This window comes from Exiguobacterium sp. AB2, from assembly GCF_000696055.1.
Classification (GTDB): Bacteria; Bacillota; Bacilli; order Exiguobacteriales; family Exiguobacteriaceae; genus Exiguobacterium; species Exiguobacterium alkaliphilum.
Map to the genome: position 1 here is coordinate 1 of NZ_JNAA01000049.1, position 14701 is coordinate 14701.

The window sequence follows — 14701 nt, forward strand, 5'->3', positions numbered from 1 at the left end:
TTCGTCTGCCGCTCTTGGCGACTAAATGATAATAACATTTATCACTTTTAACTGTCAACAACTTTTCTCACGTTTGTGTGAGCGTCGCTGGCAACAGAGATAACTATAGCATCTACTTGTTCAATCTGGCAAGCATTATTCTAAAAAAACTTTAAAAAGTTTTTCGCCTCAGATTTCGACCTTTCAAAACTCTCCTTAGAGAACGAAGAGGAAATAATTCCCTCTTATCGAATACATCATTTATAATCAATTTCTATGACGAAAGGTGAACTCTTTATGCAACAGCTACGACCGAAACAACGTTCGGCCTTGCGCATCTTCGCCGGCACCCAAGTGTACACAATCCAACGCCGGCTTACATGGCTGTTCGACGGCAGAAAATATGCATCAAAACAGATGAACAACCCTCTTCCTTATTTGATTCACAAACATCGCACGCCGCTCTATCGTAAATTGCGCGATGTAGACATAGAGATGCAACAGAACAAAGTTCAAAATCTCAAAATCGCAATCCAGCGATTAAACGGCCTCATCATCGAACCAAAAGACGTCTTTTCCTACTGGAAAGCAATCGGGCGACCCACAAAACGAAAAGGTTATGTAGAAGGGATGATTCTCCACTACGGCAAAGTGACAAGTGGAATCGGCGGTGGTCTTTGTCAATTGTCCAACTTGATATATTGGATCACGCTTCACAGTCCACTCACCGTAACCGAACGTTATCGCCATAGCTATGACGTGTTCCCCGATTCAAGACGTGACCAACCTTTCGGCAGCGGAGCGACTTGTTCCTATAACTACCTCGACTTACAAATCACAAACCAAACCGAACAAGCGTATCAGTTACTTCTATAATATAGAAGGAGATGGTCTCGTCGGGGAATGGCGTTCTGCCACCCCGGCCGTTGTCTCCTACAAGATCTATGAAGAAAACCACCATTTCACGAAAGAATGGTGGGGCGGAACCGTTCGTCACAATCAAATTTTCCGTGAGGTTCTCACGCTTGATGGTACGTTGCTTCGAAACGAATTCATTACCGAAAATCATGCGATGACCATGTATGATCCTTTCCTCCCTGAAAATACAGCCTACAAAAAAAGCGACTCGCAATGAGTCGCTTTTTCCTATGGCGTTTATGCGTGCGGCAAGAACATAAAGTAAGCAAGGAAGATGACGAGCATCCCGTACATGATTGGATGAATCTCCCGTGTTTTGCCCTTCGCCATCATCATGAGTGGATAGAGGATAAATCCAAGACCAATTCCCGTCGCGATCGAAGACGTGAGTGGCATCATCAAGATTGTCATAAAGGCTGGGATGGCGATCTCGAGCTTCTTCCAATCGATGTCGAGTAAAGCAGAAGCCATCAACACACCCACGATAATGAGCGCTGGTGCCGTGACCGGCGCCGTTACGACTGCAAGTAATGGCGAGAAGAAGAGTGCGAGACCGAAGAAGAGCCCTGCAAAGATTGCCGTAAGACCTGAGCGACCACCAGCCGCAACACCAGCCGATGACTCGACGTAAGACGTCGCTGTCGACGTACCGAAGATTGCACCCGCCACCGTCGCTGTCGAATCCGCCATGAGCGCTTTGCTCGCACGCGGAACTTTGTTATCTTTCATGATTCCCGCTTGGCGTGCGACTGCAACGAGCGTACCAGCCGTATCGAAGAAGTCGATGAAGAAGAACGTCAAGATGACGACGAGCATTTGAATCGTGAAGATTTCACCAAGGTTGATGAACGCTTGGCCGAACGTCGAAGACATGCTCGGTGGCATCGAGACGACGTCCGAAATGGCCGTCGGTGTCGGAACGAGGTTGAAGATCATCCCAACGATCGCCGTCAAGAGCATCCCGATGAAAATCCCGCCTTTAATGTTACGAACCATTAAAAGTGCCGTGACCACAAGACCAAACACAGCCAAGAGTGTCGTCCCTGTGCCGAGTGCACCGAGTCCGACGACTGTCGCTTCATTTGAGACGACGATTCCTGCGTTCTTAAGTCCGATGAAAGCGATGAAGAAACCGATACCGGCCGCGACCGCCATTTTGAGCGGGGCGGGAATCGCATTGACAATCGTTTCGCGAATGCCTGAAAGCGTCAAGACGATGAAGAAGAGTCCTGAGACGAGGACACCCGAGAGAGCCGTCTGCCACGGGATCCCCATGCCGATCACGACACTGTAGGCGAAGAAGGCGTTGAGCCCCATGCCCGGTGCGATGGCGATTGGGTAGTTCGCGAAGAGGCCCATCGTCACAGATCCGACTAAGGCGACAAGGCCGGTTGCAACAAAGATGGCACCGGTATCCATTCCCGCTGCCCCGAGGATGTTCGGGTTGACGAACAAAATGTACGCCATGGCGAGGAATGTCGTAAATCCTGCGACGAACTCCGTTTTTACGTTCGTTCCCAGTTCATTTAACTGGAAGAAGCGTTCAATCCGGCTTTCTGGTTGTTGCGTTGGTTCTTGCTTGAGCTGTGTGCTCATTGGTTTTCCTCCTTGGCTCGCCGTAAACGAGAAAAGGTCCCCGGCAAATGACCGAGGACCCCACGCGAAACATACAGGGACAGACGTCCCCCATCTATGTCTCGCCGTAGTGAAATCATTTAAGGTGATTTCGTAGAGACTCTCGGGCCATATTCCCGACATTATACGGCAAATTAAATTTGAATTGTTCGGATATAATAAGAACGTTTCTATCGTATCAGCGTCATTCGTGCACGTCAACACAAATAACGGATTTTAACGTTTTATTAATCCTTAATGTTCGGTTTTAGACTAATTACTCCCACTCGATCGTTGCCGGTGGCTTCGATGTGATGTCATACAGCACGCGGTTCACGTGGCTGACCTCATTGACGATACGGACCGAAATTTTCTCGAGCACGTCCCAAGGAATACGTGCCCAGTCCGATGTCATCCCATCGATTGACGTGACGGCACGGACGCCGACCGCATAGTCGTACGTACGCTCATCACCCATGACCCCGACTGAACGGATTGGTGTAAGGACAGTGAAATACTGCCAGATGTCACGCTCGAGTCCAGCCTTTTTCACTTCTTCACGAAGGATAGCGTCTGACTCGCGAACGATTTCAAGCTTCTCTTCCGTGATTTCACCGAGGACGCGAATCCCAAGACCCGGTCCTGGGAACGGTTGGCGCCAGACGATGTAGTCTGGAAGGCCAAGTTCAGTACCGAGTTCACGCACTTCATCTTTAAAGAGCGTGTTGAGCGGCTCGATGAGTGTGAAGTTCATGTCTTCCGGAAGGCCACCGACGTTATGGTGCGACTTGATCGTCTGCGCCGTGTCTGTTCCGCTCTCGATGATGTCCGTATATAGCGTCCCTTGGGCAAGGAAGTCCATATCGACGAGCTTAGACGCTTCTTCGTCAAACACGTAAATGAACTCGTTGCCGATGATTTTCCGTTTTTGTTCCGGGTCAGAGACACCAGCGAGCTTCGCCATGAAGCGGTCGCGCGCATCGATTTTAATGACTTTCATGTTAAAGCCGTCCGCGAACGTCTTCATGACACTGTCCGCTTCGTTTTTACGGAGCAGACCGTGGTCGACGAACATACATGTCAACTGATCGCCAATCGCACGATGAACGAGCGCCGCGACGACCGATGAGTCGACACCTCCAGACAAGGCACAGAGCACTTGCTTGTTCCCGACGATTTCACGAATCTTCTCGACTTCGATGTCGATGAAGTTCTCCATCGACCATTCGCCTTTTGCACCACACACTTCGTAAATGAAGTTTTTCAAAATTTCATTCCCGTGCTCCGAATGACGGACTTCCGGGTGATATTGAACGCCGTACATCTTCAACTCGTCGTTCTTAATCGAAGCGACCGGACAAGACGGGTTCGTCCCGTCAACGACAAATCCTTCTGGCGCTTCCATGACGAGGTCGCCGTGGCTCATCCAGACGGTATGCTCGACCGGGAGTCCTGTATAGAGTGCCGAGGCTTCCGGTGTCGAGAAGAGTGTCGCTTTTCCGTATTCACGGTGTGCCGCCCGCTCGACACGTCCACCAAAGTGGTGCGTCATGAGCTGCATGCCGTAGCAAATTCCGAAGATTGGGATACCGAGTTCGAAAATTTCCGGGTCGCAACGGTATGCACCTTCCGCATAAACGCTGTTCGGTCCGCCTGAGAAGATAATCCCAGCCGGGGCGAGCTCACGAATTTCTGCAACGGTCATCTTGTGCGAATGAAGCTCACTGTATACACCAAGGTCACGCACACGTCGCGTGATGAGCTGGTTGTATTGTCCTCCAAAGTCGAGCACCAAAATCATCTCTTGTTCCAACATCTTCACAAAACCTCCACCTTTCTGCCTTCATCTCAAAAAAAGGACGAGCCTCTCCCACGGATTTATCAAACCGAAGAAGAAGCACGCCCAATTCTTTGTATACGAAACGTGCTCCTTCATAGTCGGTCCATTACGGTGGTCCGGTAGAGACTCTCGCGCCAATTCACGAGTATATACGAAGGAATGCATTGTTCAATTATCTAACTAATGCGTCTATCTTACTGTATGCGCCTTGTCACTTCAACTCATAATTCGGCGAATCATGATTTTCCAATATTCTTTATATTTCGAATTCGGTGGTTGATCCGCATACACCGTCTGTTCAAACAAACGAGTCAAGCGAGTCATTTCTTCGGATTCATAGTAGGCGTCGACTTCCTTCGCAAGTTCGGACGGCGTCCGACCGTCAACCTTGAATCCCGCTGCTCGCAGTCGTTTCATCAAGTAGCGTTGCATCGCGACGAGTGACGACTCGCTAAGTGGACGGCGCATCCACCACTCGACCATGACAGCCCGTTCGACCGCTTTCCGGTTCCAGACGAGTAAGGCAACCGCGAAGACGATCAGTACCCAGCCCCATACCGGGATGCGACGTGCTTCTTCCGGAAGCTCGCCCGTTGCGACATCGTCAATCGCGATATCTTCTTGCGGGCGGTTCGTCGGTTCGTTCTCGTTGTTGGCTTGCGGGTCGTTCGCGACAGGGTCCGAACCCGCGTCCGTTTCCGTCTCGACTTGAAGCAAGTTGGCGTCCGAAAAGCTAATCGTCGCTTCGAGCGGGACCCAGCCCGCGCCTTCGACAAAGTATTCAATCCATGAGTGGGCGTGGCGGTTCCGGACCGTATACTCGGTCTCCCCTTGAATCACCCCACGCGCATCACCCATCGTAAAGCCTTTCACCCAGCGCGTCGGTACGCCATTTGCCCGGAGCAAGACAGCAGCCGATGTCGAGAAGTTGTCGCAATATCCGAGTTGCGTATCGAACAAGAACTGATCGACGTAGTCCGTGTCACCTTCCGGAATGGCGACGTCTTCCGTGTTATACTCGAACGCACCGTTTCGGAAGTACGCTTGAACGGCTTGTGCTTGCTCGAAAGGCGTCTCACTGTCGGCCGTGATGTCCGTTGCCAAGTCGCGGACGCGGTCTGGGAGCGAATCCGGTAGTTGGAGGTACGCTTGTTGTTCTTCATCCGTCAACGTCGTCACCGGTTCATTTAAATTGAGCTGATCTTCCGTGAACGACGGGACGCTATAACGCAACTGAATCGTCCGCGGCGTTGCCTGATTGTCGTTGTCGAACACGATTTTTCCGGAAGGTCGGATGTGAACCGTCTCGTTCGGGAATTGTTGCTCGATATCTCCGACACGGAACTCAGTCCCGCTCTCGGTCTCGACTGCTTGCGGATACTCTCCGCCATACGGGACGAACGTCTCGCGCCGGTCGAAGCGAAGCAACGCCTGTTCCGGCGTCGTGTCGACGTCCGGGTCGACGAGCTGCCCACGATTGAAATTCGAATCGAGGACGGGGGATTCCACCCAGCCTTTGCCGGTATAAATTTCTTTCGCCTCAATCCGCCAATAGCGGGCCGGGACACCGCGTGTGATGAAGACGATGCCGTCATCTTGTTCGAACGGACCACCGAGTTGTTCATCATTCACACCATATCCGACACGACCTGTGCCCGACTGGCCTTCATTGACGGCGTTTTGGAAACTTGTCGTGATGCGGTCGGACCAATCGCCGTCAAGCGTCGGCGAGACACTCGCGAGCGCCAAGATGACGGTGGCGAGCAAGGTGATGCTCACGTAGCGGACGAGCGATTTGCTCGGCCGTTTCGCAAGATCCGTAACAAATAAGAGGAAGAGCGACGCCAAAATCGCGAGAACGATTTGTCCTTCGCCATCATATAGCGTCCACGTGTCGAAGTAGGCCATCAAGCCGAGCGTCGAGACGATCATCCCGAGGACAAATCCATAACTCGGATACGTCCGTCCGACGAGAATGGCGAACAGTACCCCAATGAGCGCCATCGCCGAGAAGAAAATCGCCTCTTCCGGCAACGCGCCGCTGAGCACACCGCTCAAATCTTCGAGCCACAGTCCGAACCAATCGAAGAGACTGCCGTGATAGACGTACAACACGGCCAAGAAATTAAAGACGACGACTCCGATTAGGCCATACCAAGGCAAAAGACTCGCAAACATCGGGACGAGTAATAAGAAGTAGAACGGCCACGTCACGTCGAACGTCGTGCTACCGACAATCGGCTCGACCCAAAACGACAACAAATAGGCGGCGAGCGCCGTGTAAACGATCCGTTTGATCCATGCGGTCATGTCGTCACCTCGTTTGCTGTATAGAGGTGGTAGCTACCTTGTGTCTCATGCATGAGTTCGCGCACCCATTTCGTTTCGAACGGGCTGATCAAGATGAGATTACCGGACTGCTGCGGCAAGTTCCGTTTTACGCGTTCGACGAGACGCCCTTCCGCTTCCGGCGTCGCCGTCAACAAGTAATGACCAACGTCGGCGCTTTGGTCCGGCAGGTGGAACAAGCGAACTTGCTCTTCAATCACATAAAGTTCAAACGGCAAGTTCTTTCGTTCGAGCTGTCGGATCGCCCCGACGAGGAGCGACAGCGAGCGTTCGAACGCTTCTTCGTGACCGGCAGATGCGGACGGGACGAAAACAAGGGATAGTTTTTTCTCTTGCTCTTGGTCGAACGTCTTCGTCATCAAGTTATCGCGCCTAGCGGACGCCTTCCAATCGATGCGACCGATGCGGTCCCCCGCTGCGTATTCGCGCACCCCACTCGTCGTGTTCGCGACTTCTGTATACGTCCGCGTCCGACGATACTGTTCGCCGCGACCGCCGACGTGTTCGTCACGCGGCAAATCAAACGGCAGTTCGGCCGGAGAGACTTCGACGACCGTCTCGAGCCGGAGCGTCCGGGTCCGGTCGAACAAACCGAACACGTCTCGCACGTGCAACTTCGTCCGGTCGAACACGTGAATGCCGCGCTTGATGTGGGCAATTTCATAATGGACCGTCTCTTTCCGGCGGAAGAAGCGGTCGACCGAGGTGATGATCGGTTCCGTTTCATCCGTCAAACGCTCGGGCGGCTGTTCTTCTAATGTGACGATGCCGACGAGGAACGGGTATTTCCGTTCGATTTGGAGCTCGACGTCCATCGTTTGTCCGGAGACGAGACGTTTCGTCGTGACACGGCGCCAGACGTTCGCGGCGGTGACGGGATAAATCATGAACAGCGTCCAGTAGACGGTCAGGACGAGAAATGACCACCAGAGCGTCGAGGCGACGATGCTGCCTTCGATGCGCGCGAACGCGTACAAGCCGAATGCCGCCGCCCAAACGAGGAACAGCTTCATCCAGTTTTTCATCCTTCTTTAACCTCACGATCCATCGGGACCGGCATCTCGTCGAGCCATCCTTTAATGAGTTGCTCGGCCGTCCGTCCTTTGTAACGGGCTTCGGCCGTCAACAACACCCGGTGTCCGAGGACGCTCGAGGCGAGCGCTTTGACGTCGTCGGGTAAGACGAAATCGCGGCCATGGATATAGGCCCATGCCTGAGACGCCTTCATGAGCGCAAGCGTCGCCCGTGGACTGCCACCGAGGTACGTGTTCGGATCATTCCGTGATTCATGGACCAACCGAACGATATACTGTTTGACGGCACTCGAGACGTGAACGTTTCGCACTTCCCGTTGCATCTGCTCAACTTCCTGTTTCGTGACGACGCTCTGTAAGGCATCGAGCGGTTCAGTTTTTTCGAAGCGCGTCAAAAGGGATAACTCTTCATTGAAGGACGGATATCCCATCTTGATTTTAAGCAGGAACCGGTCAAGCTGGGCTTCCGGGAGCGGATACGTCCCTTCATGCTCAATCGGATTTTGCGTCGCCATGACGAAAAACGGAGATGGCAAAATCTTCACTTCCCCGTCCACCGTCACACTCCGCTCCGCCATCGCTTCAAGCAGCGCCGACTGGGTCTTCGGCGACGTCCGGTTGATTTCATCGGCCAAGACGATGTTGCCCATGAGCGGCCCAGGTCGATACTCGAACTCTTTTGTCTTTTGGTTATACATCGAGATCCCCGTCAAATCGGAAGGCAACATGTCCGGGGTGAACTGGACACGTTTGAACTCGAGGTCGATGGCACGGCTGAACGTACGGACGAGCATCGTCTTCCCGACGCCCGGGACATCCTCTAACAAGACGTGCCCCCCGGCGAGCAGTGCCGTCAGGCTTTTCGCGATGACATCCTCTTTTCCGACGATTACCGTTTCGATGGCTTGAATGATAGATTGAACAGCTGGACGATAGGACATGGCCGACTCCCCTTTTTTCTCTTGTACACTACAGTAATATAATTGAATGTTCTGACTTTATTGTGACACATCCGGCTAGTGGATTGAAAGAAATACAACGCCCCAATCGGCTATTCTTTCTTTACCCGAAAAAAGGCGCCCGACCTCGTCATGAGGCGGACGCATGGAACATTTATTTCGGACGTTCGATTTCGAACGTCTTGCCGAGTTCGGCGTAGAAGTTTCCGGCTAAGCGGCTGACCGGCGCCAATTTCGCCGCATCGATTCGCCCTGCTTCGTATAACGCGTTGTCGATATGAAAACGGACGACGCGGGCAACGAGTAAGTCGGCCGTCACCACGCCCTCGTGTTCAATCGGGACGTGATGGTGCAGGACACATTCCATTCTGATTTTCGCTTCGTTCACGCCTGGCGTCGCGATGACATCACTCGATGCAAGGGTGAACGACGTGCAGTCGAGTTCACTTTCGTCCGGACCGAGCGACGCGGCCGTCTCATTGACGAGGTTCACGTTCGTCTCGTCGACGATATGGATGACCAACTCTTCGGTCGCGACCGCGTTGCGCGCCGTGTCTTTCATCACGCCGTCTTTTCGCTGAATCGAGACTGAGACGAGCGGTGGGTGTGACGCGACGATATTGAAATAGCTGAACGGGGCCGCGTTCACAATCTCGCCGTTCCGAGTCGTGACGAAAGCGATGGGACGGGGGATGACGCTGCCGATTAAAAATTTATACGTATCTCGTTCAGTCAAGGCTAGTGGGTCGATAGAGAGCATAAGGCACCTCATTTCAAATTAGTTTCTTCTTTTAAGCTAGTCCCCGCTCCCCGTCCCTGTCAAACGAAAGCACATCGGAATGTGTAGCTTTCTAAAAATCGGGGTATATCGCTCTAGATAATGTTAATCGAGAAGACAGAGATTCTTGTATAGATTGGATGAGCAGTTCAGTTTTCATGGAAGGAATCCTTTTGTATATTTCGAGTTAGAGATAAATGATTTGGAGATGGTTTTTGGGATAAGGAAGGAAGTAGAGCGTATTATGGGCAAGTGGATTGAACAATTGAACAGTCGCCAAATTCTTAGCATCCTTTATGGAGTATGTATCATGAGTCTCGTCTTAACAGCGACCGGGGCATGGTTTGTCCGAGACAACAACGTTTCCCCTAGCGAGCTTTTGACACTGCGCTGGATTTGGATGGCCGGGTTAGTCATGTTTATTAGCGCAATCTTATTGATTGGGCGGCCTCTGATTAATCGAATGGCTTCGCAAAATGAACGCTTGCGCGCTAAACACGAAGAGTTAGAACATGTGCTTCAGGCGTCGAAGCAGAACGAGACGAAACTACAGTATCGGAACGAACTGATTGAGGTGTTGGCTTCAAAAGAGTCACTCTTCGATTACTCATCGGTCATCGAAAAGATCGTCCTGTTGACCTCGGCCGAGTTCGGGGCGCTTCTCCTCGTCAAAGACGGTGAAATCAGTTCGGTCGTGCCAAAAGAGATGACCGAAGAGCAGCAGGAAAGTTTGAAGACGAAGTCGCTTCTATTGAAACGAGTGATGATTTCAAAGTTGCCGGCTGCGACTTCAAAGAAAGTCGCCGATGATTTGCATGAGTATCCGTACTATATTTATGAGACGGTCATCCCTGTCATGGACCCGTCTGACGACAAGATGATCGGGTGCTTGTACCTCGCACGTTACGATGAACAGTTCGATGCGAGTGAAAAGTCAGAGTTGAACGCCTTCGCGAACCAGCTCGCCATTTCGTTGTTGCGGATGCGTCTGTACCGTCAGATGCAACAAGACCGAAAAGAGACGGCACAATTGATCAATTCCGTGCGCGAAGCGATTCTCTACCTGAACTATGAAGAAGAATCGGTCGTCGGAAACCGCGCCTTCATCCGGATGTTCGATGACTTACAATTTGATTATCAAGGCTATGAGGAATTAGCTGACGTCAAAATCGATATCGAACAGTTGGCCGAACGTGTCGACCAACGTGACCACTTCATCAGCTATGTCGAGCACGTCTTCGACCGCAAACCACCAGAAGAAGGACTTTCAATCTCCCTTGACCAAGGCGACTGCTTCCTACAAGTGTATGCCGAGAGCATCTATCGCGACGGCAAGCTACACGGGACGATGCTCGTCTTACGTGACGTGACGGCGGAGACAGAAATCGACCGGATGAAGTCCGAGCTCGTCTCGACCGTGTCCCATGAATTGCGAACCCCGCTCTCGTCCATTTACGGATTCACGGAGTTGATGCTCGAGCGTGACTTGAAAGAGAGCCGTCGCGAGCTGTACTTGAAGACGATTCATGACGAGGCGAAACGACTCTCGTTCCTCGTCAGCGATTTCCTCGACCTTCAAAAGATGGAGGCCGGAAAGCAGACGTTCGAATGGGGACGGGTCGACTTATATGAACTCGCCCGTGACAGCATCGGTTTCTATCAAGAGACGACGGACGCTCACCACATTCATCTCGATGCCGATTCGACGCAAGACTTCACAATCGAGGCCGACCTCGAGGGCATGCGTCAATTGCTCGGCAATCTGCTGAGTAACGCCGTCAAGTATTCACCGGATGGCGGTAACGTCCTCGTCTCGCTCGAGCGGCTTGAAGGCCAAGTCGTCATGAAAGTCCGGGATAATGGGATCGGGATTCCGTCCTCAGCGTTACCGAACTTGTTCGGTAAATTCTATCGGGTCGATAACTCAGATCGCCGCAAAATCGGCGGGACTGGCCTCGGTCTTGCGATTTGTAAAGAGATCGCGAAAGCCCACGACGGACATCTGCATGTCGAATCCGTCTACGGGGAAGGCAGCACGTTTATTTGTGAACTACCGACTTCAAAAGAAGTCGTCCATCAGTGAGCGCGACCGGGACCACCCCGGTCGTGTTTTTTCAACTAGTTGCACTTTTATGAAGGTTTTTTTGACATAATCTAGAAAAAGACAAGTATTAGCGCATAGCGGGAATGCGATGGTGACCTATGTGATTATTCTCCTACGCCACCGCCCGAAAAACCGCTATACTAAACAGGAAGAGATCGATACGATTGGAGGTCATGACGATGGACCATCGCGACCCACCGACGTTCTCAGAACTAGGTGACTTTAAACAATGGGGACGTTTCGACGTGACCGTTCCGTTGGCAGGCGGACAAACCGAATTTCAAGCTGCGGTGACGACAGTGCGGAAGCATATTCCACTCCGTCTTGGTGGCTTCTATATTATCGCGAATGAGGATGGGATTTTGCACAGCGGTTCCCATGACTCGAACTTGCAAAAGCATATCATCCACCTCTTGCAACAAGTCCATAACGGCCATGTCGAAATCGAGGCACTCCAAAAAGAACCGTATTGGACCGTCCATTACTTCACTACCCCTTGAGAGACGATTCGGGCGTCTCTTTTTTTGCGTACAAAAAAACGCCTCGTAAGGAAGCGTTACTAATTAATCCCATAGCGACATAATTGTTATTGCTTTTTCATAGTATTCTGTAGACAGTTTATATTTACCATTCTTACGCAGCTCTCGAGCTAACCAAAGAGCATATTTGTTCGTATATAAATATTCATCATAAGCTTCAAAATATTGCACTGCTTGCTTTAAGCTCTCAACCAGTTTTTCTTGATTATATTCACGATAATAATGCTTATAGATGTCAAAATGACGTGTAAACACTTCTAACCCTTCTGTCTCTTCTATTAATTGATCTCCTTTCTCCAACCATACGATTACACCTTCGCGGTCATCATGGTCTGAATAAACTTCGATTAACGAGAGTACACTAAATAATTTACTATTAATTTCAACTTTGTAGTCGAAACTCTCAATAAAGTATTTTAAGGCTTTTTCTTTTTCTCCCAAGAGAGAATATATATCGCCCATATTATTGTAGAGCATCCCATAATAGTTTTTTAAATCCGTAGCACTAACAATTTTTATCGCTTTCTCATAGTAATTTAACGCGTCTGTATAGCGTTTGCGCCTCTTATAAGATAGTCCAATTATTAAATGGCATTCCACGATACGTTCAACGTAAAAATGTTCTTGAAAATACGAAAGTGCAAAACGTACATGTTCAATAGCTTGTAAAAAATCAGTGAATTTATAATACAAACCACCCATGATGTAACGAATATCTGCCATTTCCCAATCAGGAATATTAGACTTAGATAATGCTTCGTTTAATTCTTCGAGTAATTTTAATGATCCATCTCGTTCGTTTTTATGAAACATTTTTAGACTACTCATCACTGTGAATCTAACTCTATTATCAACGTCTAACTGATCCTCAATCCATCCGATTTCAGTTAGATATTTGCTGTCTCCATCAGGCATCATCCCAAATCGCGCTAAAGTCATCATCAAAGTTATATAAAGGTCCTTAGATTGTTTAACTACCGGGTTCGTAAGATACTTTTCCACTTCTTTCTGTCTACCTACATCTTTCCTAGTTAAGACAGCTTCTTTTAGGATTTCTCTAATCTCAGTTTTTACTTTTTCAACTTGCTCGCTAAAATCGAAATATAGAGGAACCTCGATATCTAATCTCTCAAAAATTAATTCTAGTACTTCTTCACTAGGCGAAGTTTGATTGTTTTCAATCTTACTTAAGTAGGAAACTGAACAAATCCCTCTTGCTAAAACAGACTGCTTAATGCCACGCCGCATTCGTTCCACTTTAATTAGGTTCCCGTAGTTATGTTCCATCTTGATAAATAGCTCCTTCGCCCTAATTTTACGTAGTTTTTTTAGTGCTTATGTCTTTAATATTATCGTTTCAGGAAAATTCGATTAAAAAATTAAGATATTTCAATGTTTTGACCGGTCGTTTTCCCAACCTATAACAGTTCGATGGTCTTACAATACATGATAAGATTTAACTAGTTAATAACTAATCAAATAGCTCGACTAGGCAGAAAGCTTCAATTCGATTCCACGAAATGAATTGCCACTCTTGGAGGTGAATACAATAGATGGGTAAATTAAATTTCTTGCTTGCTGAAGATTACATTAAGCCAAAGATATATTTCAATCCCAAACAGGGACCTGAATTCAAAACATCATATTCACTTACTGATCAAAATCAGTTCGAAGGTTTAGAGCATTTAACCCCGTTGTTGAATTCTTCTAAGGGTTTCATTCTCAATGCATTCCAGATCGATTACTATCAATTATTGCCTAGACTCATTGCTAGAACATTGAAAGAAAATCGTTCATATAAACAACTATACATTCTTGGCCCTGAACTGTCTCTTTCTATTCTAAAGCGCAGCTCAGTGACAGTCTACGAGAAACATTTTCAAGATTTTGGTTACATTAATGTGGAACATAATCAAAAAAATGTAATTAATCAGTGTTTAAAACTTTTAAAAGAAGGCCATATATTGTATATTTTACCTGAAGCATCAATTTGTTGGCGTCCAGAGCCATTAAAACATTTCGAGAATAAATTTACTCCTCTTTGCAGCACGTTACTCAGTCAAGAAGCAAATGTTCCTATATTATCTTCTGCTACAACGGAAGGTACGGACAAAGTTACTTTGTTCGCACCGAACATGCCTCAACAATATATAGGTGATTTCGAATTTAGAATTGAACAACAATCTGAATCAATCTACGCATTGCTAGAATCACCTCTTATTGAAGACTGAGTATCACACACCAGGAACTATCGCTTATCTATAAAAACTTATACAATCGGAGGAAAAATTCATGAAAAAAATTACAGGGTATTTCTTTATCGCTGCAGCACTCTTTTTACTAGGGAGCTCAATCAAGCCAGCATCTGAACAAGTTCCAAACTTTACTACGCTCGAAGTACAGACTCAAGAAGTCGCTGCAGACGAATTACCTAGATTGTTCAAAGTTGGAGAGTTTGCTAAAGCTGATACCCAAATCAAAAAATTTGCTGACGAACTTCCACGCCTTTTCTAATACGAGAGACGCCCTCAAGCGTCTCTTTTTTATATTTACTATTTTAAAAAAGATAAATAAATTACATATTAAC

11 protein-coding genes, 1 pseudogene and 2 riboswitches are annotated in these 14701 nt (G+C 48.8%); of the genes and pseudogenes, 5 read left to right on the top strand and 7 right to left on the bottom strand.

What is annotated here, in order from left to right; all coding sequences use genetic code 11:
* Positions 1-276: 276 nt before the first annotated feature.
* Positions 277-1114: pseudogene (locus DI14_RS07345) on the top strand (VanW family protein).
* A gap of 20 nt (positions 1115-1134) precedes the next feature.
* Here DI14_RS07345 and DI14_RS07350 read toward each other — a convergent pair.
* The 6 genes from DI14_RS07350 to DI14_RS07375 form a co-directional block, all read right to left on the bottom strand.
* A complete protein-coding gene (locus tag DI14_RS07350; protein WP_034807089.1) occupies positions 1135-2493 on the bottom strand; it encodes an NCS2 family permease in 1359 nt (452 codons plus the stop codon).
* Between the two features lie 87 nt (positions 2494-2580).
* A riboswitch (purine riboswitch) is annotated at positions 2581-2682 on the bottom strand.
* Positions 2683-2788: 106 nt separating this feature from the next.
* Positions 2789-4327 (bottom strand): glutamine-hydrolyzing GMP synthase, encoded by a 1539-nt coding sequence (guaA, locus tag DI14_RS07355; protein ID WP_034807090.1) that lies wholly within the window; start codon positions 4325-4327, stop codon positions 2789-2791.
* Between the two features lie 99 nt (positions 4328-4426).
* Positions 4427-4526: riboswitch (purine riboswitch) on the bottom strand.
* Between the two features lie 41 nt (positions 4527-4567).
* Positions 4568-6661: a transglutaminase domain-containing protein gene (locus DI14_RS07360; protein WP_034807094.1), complete on the bottom strand. Its 2094-nt coding sequence runs from the start codon at positions 6659-6661 to the stop codon at positions 4568-4570.
* On the bottom strand, positions 6658-7725 hold the full coding sequence (locus tag DI14_RS07365; protein WP_034807095.1) for a DUF58 domain-containing protein: 1068 nt from the start codon (positions 7723-7725) through the stop codon (positions 6658-6660). Before DI14_RS07365 ends, DI14_RS07360 begins: the two co-directional genes overlap by 4 nt.
* Positions 7722-8675: a MoxR family ATPase gene (locus tag DI14_RS07370; RefSeq protein WP_034807096.1), complete on the bottom strand. Its 954-nt coding sequence runs from the start codon at positions 8673-8675 to the stop codon at positions 7722-7724. Before DI14_RS07370 ends, DI14_RS07365 begins: the two co-directional genes overlap by 4 nt.
* A gap of 172 nt (positions 8676-8847) precedes the next feature.
* A complete protein-coding gene (locus tag DI14_RS07375; RefSeq protein ID WP_034807097.1) occupies positions 8848-9453 on the bottom strand; it encodes a flavin reductase family protein in 606 nt (201 codons plus the stop codon).
* Between the two features lie 328 nt (positions 9454-9781).
* Here DI14_RS07375 and DI14_RS07380 point away from each other — a divergent pair, with 328 nt between their 5' ends.
* Both DI14_RS07380 and DI14_RS07385 read left to right on the top strand, forming a co-directional pair.
* The gene (locus tag DI14_RS07380; RefSeq protein ID WP_235193421.1) at positions 9782-11554 is read left to right on the top strand and encodes an ATP-binding protein; all 1773 of its coding nucleotides are present in this window, start codon (positions 9782-9784) and stop codon (positions 11552-11554) included.
* A 200-nt stretch (positions 11555-11754) separates the two neighbouring features.
* Complete coding sequence (locus DI14_RS07385) at positions 11755-12075, top strand: hypothetical protein (protein ID WP_034807099.1); 321 nt, start codon at positions 11755-11757, stop codon at positions 12073-12075.
* 63 nt (positions 12076-12138) lie between these two features.
* On the opposite strand, the gene DI14_RS07390 is transcribed toward DI14_RS07385, so the two are convergent.
* A complete protein-coding gene (locus tag DI14_RS07390) occupies positions 12139-13401 on the bottom strand; it encodes a tetratricopeptide repeat protein (protein WP_034807100.1) in 1263 nt (420 codons plus the stop codon).
* 266 nt (positions 13402-13667) lie between these two features.
* Here DI14_RS07390 and DI14_RS07395 point away from each other — a divergent pair, with 266 nt between their 5' ends.
* Both DI14_RS07395 and DI14_RS07400 read left to right on the top strand, forming a co-directional pair.
* Complete coding sequence (locus tag DI14_RS07395) at positions 13668-14345, top strand: hypothetical protein (protein WP_034807101.1); 678 nt, start codon at positions 13668-13670, stop codon at positions 14343-14345.
* 61 nt (positions 14346-14406) lie between these two features.
* Positions 14407-14628, top strand: a complete 222-nt coding sequence (locus DI14_RS07400) for a hypothetical protein (RefSeq protein ID WP_034807102.1) — start codon at positions 14407-14409, stop codon at positions 14626-14628.
* Positions 14629-14701: the final 73 nt, after the last annotated feature.